Below are 15081 nucleotides of genomic sequence, written 5' to 3'. Positions count from 1 at the left end.
CCCAAGGCAAGGGTGTCCACCGCGAGGTGGAATCTGAAGGAAGCCGGCGGCAAAGTCCCGACCTGAGGTACACGAACCCAATTTGAGGCTGTTGTATTCGGGTGAGTCTGCCAAACAAGACGAAGCCCCATACAGCCAAGGAATACAGCAGTAAACTTGGGCAGGTACATGGGATGAAAGTTATCGCTCTTACCTGGGGAGGTCTGCATGAAGTGCCTTCAAATGTTGGTAACCGTCTTCGTAAGGAGACGCTGAACATGCAGAAGTCAGCAGAAGCCATAGTACCCAAGTAAAGGACGCTTGAACGGGGAAGGGCTGAACATTAAGTCAACACATCCGCTAATCACTTTCGTGATAATACTGTGAAGCAGAATTCTGTAAGGAACTACTCTTGGAGAAAATGGGTGAAGCCCTGAGGGTACAAGAGAGGGCTGAGTATTGTCCGGCAAGACTAGAAGGATGCGTGCGGAGGAAGGGTATCGTCATGGAGCTGTTGGAGAAAGTCCTGTCACGAGAAAATCTATTAGTGGCACTCGAAAGAGTGGAAAGAAACAAAGGATCGGCGGGAATCGACGGTGTTTCAACCGAACAACTGCGCGATTATATCCGTGAACACTGGTTGACCACTAAAAAGCAGATTATGAAAGGGACCTACAAACCTTCCCCTGTCCGCAGAGTCGAAATCCCGAAATCTGACGGAGGAGTAAGGTTATTAGGTATTCCTACCGTGATAGATCGCTTTATTCAACAAGCCATCCTCCAAGTTCTTACTCCTATATTTGACCCCCACTTCTCAGAATCCAGTTTCGGATTCCGACCGAACCGTGGTGCGCATGACGCCATGAGACAAGCACAATTTTATATTTCCGAAGGATATCGCTTTGTCGTGGATATGGACTTAGAGAAATTCTTCGACCGGGTTAATCACGATATTTTAATGAGTCGGGTTGCTCGAAAAGTAAAAGATAAAGCTTTGTTGAAACTTGTTCGCGCATATCTACAAGCAGGCATCATGGTCAATGGCATCTGCCTTTCGGCAGTAGAGGGCACACCACAAGGTGGTCCACTTAGTCCGTTATTGGCGAACATCTTGCTCGACGATTTGGATAAAGAACTGGAAAAGAGGGGACATCGCTTTTGTCGATACGCAGACGATAGCAATATCTACGTGAGAACAAAGCGGGCGGGAGAACGGGTAAAAGAAAGTATCCAAAGCTACTTGGAGAAGGTACTTAAGCTTAAAGTAAATGAGCAGAAGAGCGCAGTGGATCGACCTTGGAAGCGTAAGTTCCTCGGTTTCGGTTTCACTAATGCAAAACAAGCAAGGATTCGGCTTCATCCAAAATCACTTCTGAAGTTGAAAGAGAAAATCCGCTTCATCACTAATCCGGTATGGAGCATCTCTATGGATGAAAGGATTCGGAAGCTAAACCAGTACCTCATGGGTTGGATCGGATATTTTGCCCTTGCGGATGCAAAGAAAATCCTTCAATCTATCGACGAATGGATACGACGTAGACTTCGACTTTGCTTGTGGTCTCAGTGGAAGCGAGTACGAACCCGATATCGAGAACTTCGCTCTCTGGGTTTATCGCACGTCCAAGCAATAGAAATTGCAAACACCAGAAAGGGTGCATGGCGTACCACAAAGACTCCTCAAATGCACAAAGCCCTCGGAGTTGCATATTGGCAACAACAAGGGCTGAAAAGCTTATTACAACGATATTCTGTCATTCGTCAAGCTTGATGAACCGCCGTATACCGAACGGTACGTACGGTGGTGTGAGAGGACGGGAGTTAGTCGCTCCCTCCTACTCGATTTTTCTGTGATGGCTTACCCTGCGATATCCAGCTTCTCGGCATCCGAGGCTACCTTGTTTCTCACAAGGAAGGAAGATAGAGCAGACCACTTACTTTCTACGCGCTCCGCTATGAGGAGGACAAGCATGACACCAAGCATGACTGCACACACGGATAGCGGTATAAACCAATGATGGCTGGATTGTGAGAAGAACGGTATGAGGGAGACGGCAACGATCGGGGGTGCATTCCACTTAAACCGATTAATCATCCAGATCGTGAGGAGTACGTTTACAAATAACGAGATGGGGCTTGGGTAAACGAAAAAAAACAGAGTCCCGATCACGGACGAAACAGTTGCCCCCAAAGTAATTTTACTCATTTCGGAAATACGGAAGGAACGCGAGACGAATAGAAAACAAAATGCCCCTAATGCAGGGAAAAATAACGTGTCCAAGAAAGAAACTTGCAAGGAAAGCCAGTAAACGAACATGAGATATAGACAAATAAAGACTGTTTTAACATTCATTGGAAAGAGTTCAACCCCAATTATTTCGTGTCTCCGAGGAGCAGCATTTTAACAACTGCTACATTCTAGTCATTTTTTACTTCCCTGTCAATAATCGAAAATGCCCCATCCAATCCTTTATCGGAAAGGCGGGGCGCTATTGTGTTTAGTTATTGGCTTGCTGATACTTGTCAAATTGTGATTCAACTTCCTTGGACGGCTTACTCGTCATGGTGCTGACGATCACAATCACAAGCAGGCTGATGGCGAAGCCGGGAACCATTTCGTACAGGAAGTCTTTCAGCACATCAAATCGTGTCCAGACAATGACGGTCAGTGCACCTGCAACCATTCCTGCCAAAGCTCCCCATTTGTTCATGCGCTTCCAATAGAGAGACAGCAGAATGACAGGACCAAAAGAGGCACCGAAGCCAGCCCATGCGTAACCGACGAGATCCAGAATCGTGTCGTTCTTGTCCAGTGCCAGCAAGAAAGCGATGACAGCGACAAGCAGAACGGAAAGGCGACCCACTGTCACGAGCTCTTTGTCTGTCGCAGAGCGTTTGAAGAACGTCTTATAAATATCTTCCGTCAAGGAGCTGGACGTCACAAGCAGCTGCGAGGAAATCGTGCTCATGATCGCTGCCAAAATTGCAGCCAGCAAAAAGCCGGTAATGATCGGGTGAAACAGGATCGTTCCCAGCTGGATGAAGATCGTCTCCGGGTCAGGAAGCGTCCAGCCCTGCTTGGAGTACAGCGCGATCCCGAAAAGTCCAGTCAGCATCGCACCGATCACAGAAAATATCATCCACCCCATACCGATACTACGTGCTTTTTTGATTTCCTTGGTAGAGGAGATCGCCATAAAGCGAACGATGATGTGTGGCTGCCCAAAGTAACCAAGTCCCCAGGCAAACAAGGAAACGATACCAAGAACACTTGTCCCTTTGAAAATGTCCAAGAGGGAAGGATCGATCCGATGAATCTCCGTAAACGTCGATTCCAGACCGCCAGAGGTCAGGACTGTCACCAGCGGTACCAGGATGAGGGCAATGACCATGATCAGGCCTTGGACGGCATCAGTCCAGCTAACGGCAAGGAACCCGCCAAACAAGGTGTACGCGATAGTAACCAAGCCTACGATCCACAAGCCGCTGGTATAGCTTAAGTGGAAGGTATTTTCAAACAGCGCACCGCCTGATACAAGTCCAGAAGAAACGTAGAAGGTAAAAAAGATCATAATAACCAAAGCAGATACGAGACGCAGCATGCGGGAACCGTCGCCAAAGCGGTTTTCCAAAAAGGAAGGAATGGTAATCGAGTTGTTGGCGACCTCCGTGTATGTGCGAAGGCGAGGGGCGACGTAAAGCCAGTTTGCATAAGCACCCAGTGTAAGGCCAATGGCAATCCATGAAGCACTAAGTCCTTGGGCGTACATGGCACCAGGCAACCCCATCATCAGCCAGCCGCTCATGTCTGAAGCGCCAGCACTTAAAGCGGTTACAGCAGGACCCAGCGTTCGTCCTCCCAACATGTAGTCGCTAAGATTGGAGGTACGCTTGTAGGCATAGTACCCGATCAGCAGCATGCCTGCCATGTACACAATGATGGAAATGAGCAGCATGTTCATTGAAGCACCTCTTGTTGTGTTTAATATTTTTGAAAATAATATTAACGTATTAAACAATAACATGCGTATATATAAATATCTATTACAAAATGTGAAAAATAAAAATAGTGACAATAAAATATTTTTTACTTATACGAAAAAAGCCTGCAGCAAGAAGCCGCAAGCTTTTCGTGATTCTTCCAGACTTATTTTATTGCACTTGGATTTGACCAGCGCTGTCCAAGGATACCTTGAATTCCTTTACCACAACAGGCTCAGCACTTGGATTGTTCAAATCGTGCTTGAGTACCTTGAACGTACCGTCCCCAGTCAGCTGCCCGGAGTATTCCACGCCAAACAAATCCGACTTGTAAAAGCTGAAGTTAGCCAGCTCTGTTTGTTTCAATTCGTCTGCCACAAGCTGCCCGTCCCCGCTGAACATCGCATTTCGCAATGCCTCAGAAGATTCGTATTTTTGCTGGAGATAGGTCTTCAGCTGTTGGGCAATTTCAGACTCTGCCAGCTGCTTGCCTGCCTCTACAGCTTGCTTTCCCACTTCAATCGCTTGTTTGCCTGTTTCTACTGCCTGCTGGGCGGTTTGTACCCCTTCGGAAATTTCCGAGCACGCTGTGAGAAGCAGCGCACAACCCAAGATCACCGCATTACGCATGGGAGGTTCACTTCCTTCCTGCTGTTTGTTCATCTGCACACTTTATTTATTTTATCGTATCTCACCTTTCCGTGCATCCGCATATGATGGGGTAAGCGTAAGAGCTGCACTGATTACAGGGAGGAAACACAATGATTCAAGGGAAAGTAAAATGGTTCAGCAAGGAAAAAGGATATGGTTTCATTGAGAGAGACGGAGGGCCAGATGTTTTCGTTCATTACTCGGCGATTACGGGCTCTGGCTACCGCAACCTGGAAGAGGGCGAGCAGGTTACATTTGAAATCGTGAATGGACAGCGCGGACTGCAGGCTGCGAACGTAGAACGTCGAGGCGTTTAAAGGGAAATTCGAGGATTTTTATAACGATAATGTGGACGCCGTCAGATTTTCTGGAGAAGATCCGACGGCGTCTTTGTTGCGTTTCTTTGGATGTGATCATCGCAGATACAGGAAAATGGATAGGGCGATAATCAGACAAAATGTAATGACGCCATAAATAATCAGCAGGTTTCGGGAGCGATGAGCAAAACTCCGCTGTTTGCTCTCTGCGGGATTGAGCCCAATCCTGAACGTGAGGACCAAGGCGATGCTGACCAGAATGAAAACCGCTATGATAAATGGAAAAATGGGCATAAGTAGGACCTTCCTCTCCGTCTGGCATACGTCGATCATATAATGACCCGCTTAAAATGTGGCCATCCACTTTACTGTTTTTTTACCCATCCACTTGCGGTTAAGGCGTCAGCAAATCGAACGACAGCTTCCGGGATTTGCTCCAGACGGGCACGCCCAAAGGTGAAGCGGACAAATCCGGGGGAAGACCCAAACAAGTGACCAGGTACAAATACCAGTCCACGTTTCACGGCTTCTGACAGGAGGCGCTGCTCACTGAAGTCGCCAAGCAGACGACACCAGAGATGAATGCCCCCCTCTGGCGGACGCATCTCGATAAGATCACCAAATGTGTCGAGCAAATGAAAAGCTAGCTGATCACAGCGAAAGGCAAGCTGCGAGCGTAGCTGCTCGATGTGATGTGCGAAATCGGGGGAGGCGAGAAAGCGTTCCGCCAGCCACTCGGGAAAGATGCTATGTCCAAAATCAAACTGCTGCTTGGCATCCGCCAATCGCTCAATCACGGTCTGGGGCCCGACAATCCAACCGATCCGCAGGCCAGAGGCTACGATTTTGGTCAACGAGCTGATGTACAGAACCGTCCCGTGCCGATCCATCGATTTTAACGTACGGACAGGCTCTCCAGAAAAGGAGGTCAGGCTGTAAGGATCATCCTCGATGATCGGGATGCCGTTTTCGGCTGAGATGGCGAGCAGTCGTTCCCTGCGTTCATGCGAAAGAAACGTTCCTGTTGGATTATGGTAGTTTGGATTGACGAAGACCATTTTGATGCGATGCGTCCGATGCAGCTCTATCAGCTGTTCGGGATCGATGCCATCCTCATCGACTGGCAGTGAAAACGTACGAAGGCCAGCCGAATGAAAGAGCGGAAGCGAGTTGCAGTACGATGGGGACTCGATGGCCACGGCATCACCCGGCTTGAGCAGGCATTGTACGACGAGGTGAAGGGCTTGTTGCGCTCCTGAGGTAATGAGAATAGAAGAAGGCGTCGTATCAATGCTGCGCCACGTTTTCATATGTACGCGCAGCGTTTCCCGGAGTGGACCGTTGCCGAGTGGATGCTCATAGCCCAGATGGGAAGGGAAGTCTCCCGTGGTGAGTAGCTGCTGCAAGGAATTCGTGGGAACCAGATCGAAAGACAGCTCTCCACTCGCCAAATCAATCAGCTCGTTTTCCTGCGTCGTTTCCTTCCTGATTTTTCGGATGAGAGGCAGATTCGGGCGAAATGAACCGGATTCCGTTAAATGTCGCCAGTTGGGTACACGCGTGCGGGCCAGGCCCCAGATATCTTCGCTCACCATCGTGCCGCTGCCTTGCTTTCGCTCGATGACGCCTGCTGCCTGCAGCTCGTCGTAGGCAGCTACGATCGTGGAGCGGTTGACGTGGAGCTCGTTTGCAAGTGTACGCTCAGAGGGCAGGTAGCTGCCTGGCGGAAATTCGCCGCCAGCGATCCGCTGCTCGATTTGCTCGGCTATTTGCTTGTATCGAGGTATTTCTTTTGGCTTGTGATTGGTTTTGGCGTTGGATTTATCATCCATGCATAATCCCGCTTTCATCTGTGGTTTCTCTGATTATAGCATGCTGGTAAAATGAGGTTGCGTACGAAACGAGGCTTTCCATTTTGGTCCCTTATCGTTACTATAGAACAGAGAAATTAAAGGAGAGGATTACGTTGAAACAATATCTGGACTTGTGCCAGCGCATATTAGATGAAGGTGTCACCAAGGAAGACCGGACAGGGACGGGGACGATCAGCGTATTCGGACATCAGATGCGCTTTGATTTGAGTGAGGGCTTTCCGCTGGTGACGACGAAGAAGCTGCATACCAAATCCATTTTTCATGAGCTAATCTGGTTTTTGTCCGGGGATACGAACATCCGCTACCTGCAAGAAAATGGCGTGCGGATCTGGAACGAGTGGGCTGATGAAAACGGGGATCTGGGACCTGTCTACGGCAAGCAATGGCGCTCGTTTGCAGGTGCAGATGGAAAAACAGTCGACCAAATCCAGTGGGTAATTGATGAAATCAAACGCAATCCGGACTCGCGCCGCTTGATCGTGAGCGCCTGGAATCCCGCAGAGGTGGACAAGATGGCTCTGCCTCCGTGCCATCTTCTCTTCCAATTTTACGTAGCTAATGGCAAGCTGTCATGCCAGCTCTATCAACGCAGTGGCGACACGTTTTTGGGCGTCCCGTTTAACATCGCGAGCTACGCTTTGCTAACCCACATGATCGCTCATGTGACAGGACTTGAGCCAGGCGATTTCGTGCATACACTGGGTGACGCGCATCTGTACCTCAACCATGTAGAGCAGGTCAAGCTGCAGCTGACACGTGAGCCGAAGCCGCTGCCAAAGCTGAAGCTGAATCCAGACGTAACGTCCATCTTTGATTTCAAGTATGAGGATATTGTAGTCATCGAATACGAATCTCATCCGCACATCAAAGGTGAGGTGGCGGTATGATCAGTCTGATCGTGGCGTATGCGCGTGGCCAGGTGATCGGTAAGGACGGCGTCATGCCGTGGCATTTGCCAGCTGACCTGAAGCATGTGAAGGAACTGACGACGGGCAAGACGATCGTGATGGGGCGAAAAACGTTTGAATCGCTGGGCAGACCGCTCCCGAATCGGAGAAATGTCGTGCTGACGCGCAATCAGGAGTTTCATCCGGAAGGCGTAGATGTCGTTCATACGAAAGAAGAAGTGGTGGCCCTGGGCGATGTGATCATTTTTGGCGGCTCCGAGATCTACAAGCAGTTTCTCGATGTGGTGGACAGGCTGTACATCACGGAAATCGACCTGGAGACAGAGGGAGATACGTTTTTTCCGGACTGGGATCGGGAGGCGTACACCTTGGTCGAGAAGAGCGAGGGAGTCGTTGACGAAAAGAATCGCTATCCACATGCGTTCTACGTTTATGACAAAAAACGGTAAAGACAAGCGAATAGCTGTTCGACAAAGCGGGATGAGACGAGCTCTTTTCCCGCTTTTTTGTATGCTCCCCTTCGATAGGAGAGACGATTCCCTAGCTATTTGGGTGCGATGGTAGAAATCGCCCACACACTTGTGCGACTCTCTAAACATAAACATACAGGTAAATGACTTGCGTAAAAGGAGTGATGGGGGATATGTCCAGCCTAGCCAGCAATCGACAGGAAATCATTGAGTCTTCTCCCAAACAGCAAGCAAACTACTTCGTACCCAATGTCGGTCAAAGGGAAGAGCACATTCTTTACGAGTGGAGAGGGGCCGAGTTTGCTGCCTATTTTTCCAGGGATGCTGTGATGCTTTTCTTGACTGCAAAAGGGCAGAGCGGCGTGCGTCTGGATTTGCATTTTCTCGGTGCCGAGCGTAGTTAGGAGCCGGAAGGAAAAAAGCTGCTTCCTGGCAGAATCCACTACCTAAAAGGCAGGGATCCCGCCTAGTTTGCCATATAGCCGGGTGCTGACCTCAGTCAAATCCGACAGCTGTCCAGCCGGTAATACCGTGACGTGCGACCCACCTCCCGGATCGTTCTTTCCTGTGGGAACGACGACCGTGACGTGTATGCTGACGGATCCTTGCGGCGGATTTGCTGAATCCACCTTCAACGTTACGGTAAGGGCATCTGATCCTGCTCCCACTCCGACCGTGACCCCCAACAACCTGCGTCGGAGGAGCTTTTGTCCGTGTCGGCGTAGTGCGCTTCCTCTTTTCGGCAGCGCTTCCGATTGGCGTATTTACGGACGGCATACCGCTGTGTCAGTTCTCGCCAGCTGTGCAGTTCGAACAAGAGGTAGTGCTTTGCCTTCCTGAACCGCTGGGCGAAGCCAACATTCTCTGCCGCACGCTTGCTGTCGAGTGTCAGTCGTCTGGGAACGTACTGCTGGGGGGCATGCTGCCTGTTGACGTTCAGCTAACCATCCCGTGCCGTCGCCCACACCGGGACCACTCTGCCCCATGGTTCTGTTTCCGCTGCAGTGTCCGGCGATCTATCCGCCTCCGAGCTGCGATTGTCAGGCAACGGCCAACGCCTTGATCCCGAATGTGTCCGTGACGATAGGAATTTTGCAGGTGCTGGCGATTGGCACAGTCCAAATCATCGCAGACATCTGCCCAGCCTGCGAACCAGGAAGCAGTACCTTTACCTTCAACTACTTTGACAATAGCGTGCCGGACCTTCTCCCTGGCGACCAAAGCTTCCATTTTTCTCCTACGTCCATCAGCTCTCCTGCATGCATGACTGCTTTGCCGGGCATTGCCATCATGAGAGGTTTGACGGTCACGGGATCAGGCGTAAGAACGTTTGTGTCGACGGGCTTGCAAGAGACGTTGAACTATTCGCTCACGATTGCCGAAACGGCGCTAGGGCTGCCTGATGCCATCTTGTTCACGCTGTCCGCTCCGGGTGGTGCCGTCCTATTCTCTGCAACTGTATCCGTCGTGCCGAATGAGCAGCTGCTGGCTGAGGATTGCTTGAGAATATCAGATATTGCCGTAACGCCTTTTTGAAGGATCAAAGCACGTCTAAGATGCCTCTTTTTTCGTGAGGAAGCCCTGACGATTTCGCGCGTCAGGGTTTTTCGTTTTTCCCCATTTGTGTGAGAATTCTGCTATGATAGGGACAAAAGTAGCGTGAGCAACCGCAGAGGAGAGAAGAAGATGTCTTTACAGGAGCAATTGAAAGAACTGCTGCAGGCCGTTGAGCCCCAGATCATCAGCTGGAGACGTCATCTGCATCAGCATCCGGAGCTGTCGTTTCAAGAAGAAAAAACACCCGCGCTCATTGCGGATATTTTGCGAGAATTACAGTTTGACGAGGTGAAAACGGGAGTAGGTGGACGCGGTGTCGTAGGCGTTTTGCGAGGCAGTCGCCCTGGCGCAGTCGTTGCTTTGCGAGCTGATTTTGATGCCCTTCCCATACAAGACCAAAAAGAAGTGGAATACAAATCGACAGTCCCTGGAGTCATGCATGCTTGTGGTCATGACGCGCATACCTCCCAGCTGCTGGGTCTTGCCACTGTTCTGGCTCCTCGCCGCGATCAGTTCGCAGGGGAAATCCGCTTTTTGTTCCAGCACGCGGAGGAAGAATCTCCAGGCGGAGCTACTCAGATGGCGGAAGATGGCGCGGTAGACGGTGTAGACGCAATCTTCGGCGTTCACCTCTGGTCGATGCTTCCTGTCGGCAAGGTATTCATCAGCGGCGGACCGATCATGGCAAACGTCGACGATTTTGTCATTGAAATTAAAGGCCGCGGCGGGCATGGTGCTGTACCGGAAGAGACGATTGATTCCATCGTGATCGGTTCCCAGTTGGTAGGCAATTTGCAAACGATCGCTAGCCGCAACATCAGTCCACTGGCGAGTGTAGTCGTGACGGTGGGGACTTTCAACGGCGGAGACAACAACAACGTCATTGCCGACAGCTGCCGACTCACCGGAACCGTACGGACATTTTTGCCCGATGTGCGTGATCTTGCCCAGCAGCGCCTGACCGAGATCGCTGAAGGAACAGCTGCCTTGCTGGGTGGCCGTGCAGAAGTCATGTATGAACGCGGCTATCCTGCTGTGATCAACAGCGAAAAGGAAGCGTCCCTCGCATGGGAAGCCGCCCTCGCAGCCTTTGGCGAAGATCGGGTGGAGCAGATGAAGCCTCTGATGGGCGGGGAAGATTTCTCCTATTACTTGGAGAAAGTACCGGGTGCCTATTTGTTTGTAGGTGCAGGCAATCCGGACAAGCTCGCGAAATACCCGCATCACCATCCTCGGTTTGATATCGACGAAGATTCGATGCTGATAGCAGGCGAGCTTTTGGGACGAACGGCATTGCTTTATCTAGAATCGCATCAGGGCTAGTTTTATCGCAGATATGCGCTTTCGCCTAGTAGAGGGGAAGGCGCTTTTTGCTGTCTTTGACCATAAGCTAGGAGAGGGAACAAGGCAGTCGTATACGAAGGAGGGTGATGCCACCCGTGAGAAAACGGATTGGCATACTGACCTACCGAGGAGACACTGGATTTACTGAACCTGGTTTTCTGCGCAGACTGGTAAAGGAAGGACAAGAACTGGGCGCGGAGGTGTTCTTGTTCGGCCCACAGGACGTCCGTTTTTCGGAGAGAAGAATCAGAGGCTACGTACCAAAGGAATCTGGCTGGAAGAGTGGGTGGCATGGCTGGCCAGACATTGTCATTGATCGCTATCGCTACTATCCGATTCCCAAGCACAGCCTCTACCCGCCATTCCGTCAGCAAAAATGGTTTCGCTATGCCAATAGTCGATTTACCAATAAATTTCGGGTCCATCAGGTGCTCGCACAGGACCCCGAGCTTGCACGCTGGCTGCCTCAGACCTTGCTTTATTCGCGTGAAAACCTGACTCTTCTGTTACAGCAGCATCGACTATTGTATCTCAAACCTACGAATGGATCAGGAGGGCGCAGCATTCTGCGAGTGGAGCGGACGGCAGATGGATATCGTCTTCATGGGCGCACTAAGCTGCAAGCGAAGAGCAGCGAGAAGCTATATACAACCAAAGCCTTGAGCAAGCGGATGGAAGACTGGATGGAGCGAGAAAAGAACGGAAACGAGCAATTTTTTCTCCAGCAGGGTCTCGCACTTGAATTAATACCGGAGAGGATCGTAGATGCCCGTTTGCTCGCACAGAAGGATGGCAGCGGAGCATGGCGTTTGACAGGCATGGGATTGCGCGTAGGTCCACCGCGTTCGTCGACCTCCAACCTCCACGGGGGCGGAACTGCTCTGCCAGCAGGCACTTTTTTGACACAGAGGTTTGGAGAAGAGGAAGCAGCACGGATCATTCTCGAATGCAAGGAGCTTGCCCTCAAGACGGTGAGGCGAATCGAAGAGCATTTCGGGCAGATGATGGAGTTCGGCTTTGATTTAGGGATTGATGTGGCAGGGAGAATATGGATCATTGAGATGAATCCCAAGCCAGGGCGGGACATCTTCCGACAGCTGGGGCAGAGGGAGCGTTTTCGGCTGGCCGTACGCAGGCCTATTGAATATGCGCTGTATTTGCTGGAACAAGACGAACAGGAAAAGGCAAAAACGAACTGGTGGAGAAAGGCATGAGCTGGGCCGTAAACAAATGCGGCCGCTCCTGCCTTTCTTGTTTGTTTCGAGAGAATGCGGAATGATAAAGGGAAAGATAGCGTCCATTGTTGTGCCTATCTGTTCATAGAAAAAACCTATATCGGCCCAAGTTCTATTAAGAATTGGGCTATGGTATACTTGATAAGGTCTAAAGATTTGAAAGATAAGATTATTCTGAAAACTTTTGGAAATGGGTGGAGACATGGAGAGCAAGGTGTATCTGTACGATACGACCCTGCGAGATGGTACGCAGGGAGAAGGGATCAGCCTGTCAGTGGAAGACAAGATAAAGATCGCACTGCGGCTAGATCAATTTGGCATCGATTTTATTGAGGGCGGCTGGCCGGGTAGCAACCCAAAAGATATGGCTTTCTTCGAGCGAATTCGCGAGATTCCACTTTCGCACGCAAAAGTAACGGCGTTTGGAAGCACCTGTAGACCGAAGGTGGCAGCAGCGGAAGACGACAACCTGCTGGCATTGATTGCAAGCGGAGTTAAAGCAGCAGCCATATTCGGAAAATCATGGGACTTGCACGTCACGGATGCGCTCAAAACAACGTTGGAAGAAAATCTGCGCATGGTCGCAGATTCGGTTACTTTCTTAAAACAAAACGGGATGACGACCCTGTTCTTGGCTGAGCACTTCTTTGACGGCTATAAAGCCAATCCGCGCTATGCTTTGCGCGTGCTGGAAGCTGCTGAAGAAGCTGGAGCAGACTGGATCGTCCTCTGTGATACAAACGGGGGAAGCCTCCCTACTGAGATTTACGATATCGTCAAAAGCGTGAAGGAGAGCCTTAGTACCCCTTTGGGCATCCACCCGCACAACGACAGTGGCGTAGCCGTTGCGAATGCTTTGGCAGCGATTCAGGCGGGAGCGCAGCAGGTGCAGGGCACGATCAACGGAATCGGCGAGCGCTGTGGGAACGTCAACCTGATTTCTGTGATCCCCAATCTTCAGCTCAAGCTGGGCTACCACTGTGTCAGCAGCGAGCAGCTGCAGGAGCTGACGCAGCTGTCCCGCTATGTTGCTGAAATCGCGAACATGACCTTGCCGAATAACCAGCCGTTTGTTGGTCACAGCGCTTTTGCACATAAAGGCGGGATCCACGTCAGTGCGGTAATGCGCGATCCGAAGACGTACGAGCACATCGAGCCACAGAACATCGGAAACATCCGCCGAGTACTGGTTTCGGAGCTGGCAGGACAAAGCAATCTGCTGGCGAAAATGGAGGAGCTCGAGATCGACCTATCCCTGGAACGGGAGGAAGCTCGCCAGATTATTGCCAGCATTAAAGAACGTGAATTCCAGGGCTACCAATACGAGGGGGCAGAGGCTTCGCTCACCCTCATGCTATTGGAAGCTGCCGGTAAGATGAAGAATCTCTTTACGCTGGATTCCTTTAAAATTTTGATGGAAAAGGCCTCCGTACGCGCCATTACATCTGAGGCTACGGTCAAGCTCAGCATCAATGGCGAAACCGTGCATACCGCGGCGGATGGAAATGGTCCGGTCAATGCGCTGGACAATGCGATGCGAAAAGCGCTGGAAAACTATTTCCCCTGTATTGCGAAAATGCACCTCGCCGACTACAAGGTACGCGTCTTGGACGAGAACGGTGCAACGGCCGCAAAGGTACGCGTCTTAATCGAGTCCTCGTACAACGGCGAGAAGTGGAGTACCGTCGGTGTCTCTACCAACGTCATCGAAGCGAGCTGGGAGGCGCTGGCGGACAGTATTCGCTACCTGCTTTGGAAAGAGGGCTGCGAGACCTCCGACATCCAACCGCCTACAGAAGCGCGAGTCGGGATCGTCAATCACTGATCGCAACCCGCCATTACGTGAAAACAAACAGCCTGTACCGATGCGGTCAGGCTGTTTTTGCTGTTTATTTCTGGGCATTGATCAGCTGGTTCAGCTTGGCTTCTGTCGAGGATTGCGGGTCAGGGGTGTAGATGCTGCAGCGCAGGTCAACATCTCCCTGTACCTGCAAAGAGGTGAGGTGGAACGTCATCTTGCCTGCTTTTGCATGGCGAAACTCGATTAGGACCTCCGGGGCGCTGCTCACCCGGCTTTCCTCCCATAACGATTGGAAGCCGGGATGAAGCTCTCGCATCTCCTGCAAAAAGCGCTCATACCACCCGTCCTCTACAAACTGCCCGTAGTACGCCCGGAAGATCGCGAGAAAGCCGCTGATAAAATGCTCCCAGTTTACCGCTAGCCGTTGGAATTCCTTTCGCGTAAACAAGATTCTGATCATGTTGCGCTGTTCATACGGGATCTGCTCGAAGTCCATAAAGACGTGTGCAGCTGCTTCGTTCCAGCCCACGATGTGCAAGCGACGGTCGGAAATGATGGTCGGGCAGGAGCGCAGCTCTTTCAAGATCCGTTGAAGCGCCTGACTGATTTGTGGCTGCTGCTCTTCGCGCAAAAGCGCACCGGTTCCTGTCTCCAACGCGAGTGCGTACAAGTATTTTCGTTCATCGACAGTCAGCTGGAGTGCTTTGGCTACCGCATCGAGGACAGAGGGGGATACTTTGATGTCCCGGCCCTGCTCCAGCCAGGTATACCAGGTAGAGCTGACCCCCGCCAATTGAGCGACTTCCTCTCTGCGCAGCCCGGGTGTTCGCCTGCGAGTACCAGGGCTTAGACCCACGGACTGGGGGAGAATTTTGGCGCGCTGTGCTTTTAAAAAGGCGGATAATTCCTGCAGTCTCGTTTGATTGTTCACGTCCATGCCTCCGTATCTCTCGTACCGATTCTGTTA

The 15081-nt window shown here is 51.1% G+C and carries 17 protein-coding genes; 10 read left to right on the top strand and 7 right to left on the bottom strand.

The window, feature by feature from the left end; translation table 11 throughout:
• Window positions 1-484: 484 nt before the first annotated feature.
• The gene (ltrA, locus tag ACLIN2_RS22430; protein WP_411501590.1) at window positions 485-1747 is read left to right on the top strand and encodes a group II intron reverse transcriptase/maturase; all 1263 of its coding nucleotides are present in this window, start codon (window positions 485-487) and stop codon (window positions 1745-1747) included.
• An 87-nt stretch (window positions 1748-1834) separates the two neighbouring features.
• On the opposite strand, the gene ACLIN2_RS22425 is transcribed toward ltrA, so the two are convergent.
• From ACLIN2_RS22425 to ACLIN2_RS22415, 3 genes are all read right to left on the bottom strand, one after another.
• Window positions 1835-2293 carry an HPP family protein gene (locus tag ACLIN2_RS22425; RefSeq protein ID WP_411504580.1) on the bottom strand — a complete coding sequence of 153 codons (459 nt, stop codon included), beginning with the start codon at window positions 2291-2293 and terminating at the stop codon, window positions 1835-1837.
• Window positions 2294-2474: 181 nt separating this feature from the next.
• On the bottom strand, window positions 2475-3932 hold the full coding sequence (gene putP, locus ACLIN2_RS22420; protein ID WP_411504579.1) for a sodium/proline symporter PutP: 1458 nt from the start codon (window positions 3930-3932) through the stop codon (window positions 2475-2477).
• 196 nt (window positions 3933-4128) lie between these two features.
• Window positions 4129-4587, bottom strand: coding sequence for a hypothetical protein (locus ACLIN2_RS22415; RefSeq protein ID WP_092274687.1), 459 nt, complete (start codon window positions 4585-4587; stop codon window positions 4129-4131).
• Window positions 4588-4718: 131 nt separating this feature from the next.
• Between ACLIN2_RS22415 and ACLIN2_RS22410 the strand changes: the two genes are divergently transcribed.
• Window positions 4719-4925: a cold-shock protein gene (locus ACLIN2_RS22410; protein WP_092274690.1), complete on the top strand. Its 207-nt coding sequence runs from the start codon at window positions 4719-4721 to the stop codon at window positions 4923-4925.
• 96 nt (window positions 4926-5021) lie between these two features.
• Here ACLIN2_RS22410 and ACLIN2_RS22405 read toward each other — a convergent pair whose 3' ends face one another.
• Together ACLIN2_RS22405 and ACLIN2_RS22400 are read right to left on the bottom strand one after the other, a co-directional pair.
• Window positions 5022-5219, bottom strand: a complete 198-nt coding sequence (locus tag ACLIN2_RS22405; RefSeq protein ID WP_092274693.1) for a hypothetical protein — start codon at window positions 5217-5219, stop codon at window positions 5022-5024.
• 71 nt (window positions 5220-5290) lie between these two features.
• Window positions 5291-6757: a PLP-dependent aminotransferase family protein gene (locus tag ACLIN2_RS22400; RefSeq protein ID WP_411502172.1), complete on the bottom strand. Its 1467-nt coding sequence runs from the start codon at window positions 6755-6757 to the stop codon at window positions 5291-5293.
• Window positions 6758-6891: 134 nt separating this feature from the next.
• Here ACLIN2_RS22400 and ACLIN2_RS22395 point away from each other — a divergent pair, with 134 nt between their 5' ends.
• The 3 genes from ACLIN2_RS22395 to ACLIN2_RS22385 all read left to right on the top strand — a co-directional run bounded on the left by ACLIN2_RS22395 (window position 6892) and on the right by ACLIN2_RS22385 (window position 8581).
• On the top strand, window positions 6892-7686 hold the full coding sequence (locus ACLIN2_RS22395; protein WP_411502171.1) for a thymidylate synthase: 795 nt from the start codon (window positions 6892-6894) through the stop codon (window positions 7684-7686).
• Window positions 7683-8156 carry a dihydrofolate reductase gene (locus tag ACLIN2_RS22390; protein WP_411502170.1) on the top strand — a complete coding sequence of 158 codons (474 nt, stop codon included), beginning with the start codon at window positions 7683-7685 and terminating at the stop codon, window positions 8154-8156. The genes ACLIN2_RS22395 and ACLIN2_RS22390 overlap by 4 nt, the downstream gene beginning before the upstream one ends.
• A gap of 194 nt (window positions 8157-8350) precedes the next feature.
• On the top strand, window positions 8351-8581 hold the full coding sequence (locus ACLIN2_RS22385) for a hypothetical protein (RefSeq protein WP_411502169.1): 231 nt from the start codon (window positions 8351-8353) through the stop codon (window positions 8579-8581).
• A 42-nt stretch (window positions 8582-8623) separates the two neighbouring features.
• Here ACLIN2_RS22385 and ACLIN2_RS22380 read toward each other — a convergent pair whose 3' ends face one another.
• The gene (locus tag ACLIN2_RS22380; RefSeq protein ID WP_411504622.1) at window positions 8624-8845 is read right to left on the bottom strand and encodes a hypothetical protein; all 222 of its coding nucleotides are present in this window, start codon (window positions 8843-8845) and stop codon (window positions 8624-8626) included.
• Here ACLIN2_RS22380 and ACLIN2_RS22375 point away from each other — a divergent pair.
• From ACLIN2_RS22375 to cimA, 5 genes are all read left to right on the top strand, one after another.
• The gene (locus tag ACLIN2_RS22375) at window positions 8745-9017 is read left to right on the top strand and encodes a hypothetical protein (protein ID WP_411502168.1); all 273 of its coding nucleotides are present in this window, start codon (window positions 8745-8747) and stop codon (window positions 9015-9017) included. The genes ACLIN2_RS22380 and ACLIN2_RS22375 overlap by 101 nt on opposite strands.
• Before the next feature lie 144 nt (window positions 9018-9161).
• Window positions 9162-9713: a hypothetical protein gene (locus ACLIN2_RS22370; RefSeq protein ID WP_411502167.1), complete on the top strand. Its 552-nt coding sequence runs from the start codon at window positions 9162-9164 to the stop codon at window positions 9711-9713.
• Between the two features lie 150 nt (window positions 9714-9863).
• Window positions 9864-11057, top strand: coding sequence for a M20 metallopeptidase family protein (locus ACLIN2_RS22365; RefSeq protein ID WP_122960573.1), 1194 nt, complete (start codon window positions 9864-9866; stop codon window positions 11055-11057).
• Window positions 11058-11173: 116 nt separating this feature from the next.
• Window positions 11174-12292 (top strand): YheC/YheD family protein, encoded by a 1119-nt coding sequence (locus ACLIN2_RS22360; RefSeq protein ID WP_400585451.1) that lies wholly within the window; start codon window positions 11174-11176, stop codon window positions 12290-12292.
• Window positions 12293-12515: 223 nt separating this feature from the next.
• Window positions 12516-14138, top strand: a complete 1623-nt coding sequence (gene cimA, locus ACLIN2_RS22355; RefSeq protein WP_411502166.1) for a citramalate synthase — start codon at window positions 12516-12518, stop codon at window positions 14136-14138.
• 64 nt (window positions 14139-14202) lie between these two features.
• On the opposite strand, the gene ACLIN2_RS22350 is transcribed toward cimA, so the two are convergent.
• On the bottom strand, window positions 14203-15045 hold the full coding sequence (locus ACLIN2_RS22350; RefSeq protein ID WP_411502165.1) for a helix-turn-helix transcriptional regulator: 843 nt from the start codon (window positions 15043-15045) through the stop codon (window positions 14203-14205).
• Window positions 15046-15081: the final 36 nt, after the last annotated feature.

The organism is Brevibacillus centrosporus (assembly GCF_046622605.1).
GTDB classification, from domain to species: domain Bacteria; phylum Bacillota; class Bacilli; order Brevibacillales; family Brevibacillaceae; genus Brevibacillus; species Brevibacillus centrosporus.
This window is presented reverse-complemented; position numbering and strand designations above follow the sequence as displayed.

Excerpts from the sequence above, each read along its gene's own strand:
- ltrA (WP_411501590.1), top strand. The coding sequence starts at position 485 with ATGGAGCTGTTGGAGAAAGTCCTGTCACGAGAAAATCTATTAGTGGCA.
- ACLIN2_RS22425 (WP_411504580.1), bottom strand. The coding sequence starts at position 2,293 with ATGTTCGTTTACTGGCTTTCCTTGCAAGTTTCTTTCTTGGACACGTTA.
- putP (WP_411504579.1), bottom strand. The coding sequence starts at position 3,932 with ATGCTGCTCATTTCCATCATTGTGTACATGGCAGGCATGCTGCTGATC.
- ACLIN2_RS22415 (WP_092274687.1), bottom strand. The coding sequence starts at position 4,587 with ATGCGTAATGCGGTGATCTTGGGTTGTGCGCTGCTTCTCACAGCGTGC.
- ACLIN2_RS22410 (WP_092274690.1), top strand. The coding sequence starts at position 4,719 with ATGATTCAAGGGAAAGTAAAATGGTTCAGCAAGGAAAAAGGATATGGT.
- ACLIN2_RS22405 (WP_092274693.1), bottom strand. The coding sequence starts at position 5,219 with ATGCCCATTTTTCCATTTATCATAGCGGTTTTCATTCTGGTCAGCATC.
- ACLIN2_RS22400 (WP_411502172.1), bottom strand. The coding sequence starts at position 6,757 with ATGGATGATAAATCCAACGCCAAAACCAATCACAAGCCAAAAGAAATA.
- ACLIN2_RS22390 (WP_411502170.1), top strand. The coding sequence starts at position 7,683 with ATGATCAGTCTGATCGTGGCGTATGCGCGTGGCCAGGTGATCGGTAAG.
- ACLIN2_RS22385 (WP_411502169.1), top strand. The coding sequence starts at position 8,351 with ATGTCCAGCCTAGCCAGCAATCGACAGGAAATCATTGAGTCTTCTCCC.
- ACLIN2_RS22370 (WP_411502167.1), top strand. The coding sequence starts at position 9,162 with ATGGTTCTGTTTCCGCTGCAGTGTCCGGCGATCTATCCGCCTCCGAGC.
- ACLIN2_RS22365 (WP_122960573.1), top strand. The coding sequence starts at position 9,864 with ATGTCTTTACAGGAGCAATTGAAAGAACTGCTGCAGGCCGTTGAGCCC.
- cimA (WP_411502166.1), top strand. The coding sequence starts at position 12,516 with ATGGAGAGCAAGGTGTATCTGTACGATACGACCCTGCGAGATGGTACG.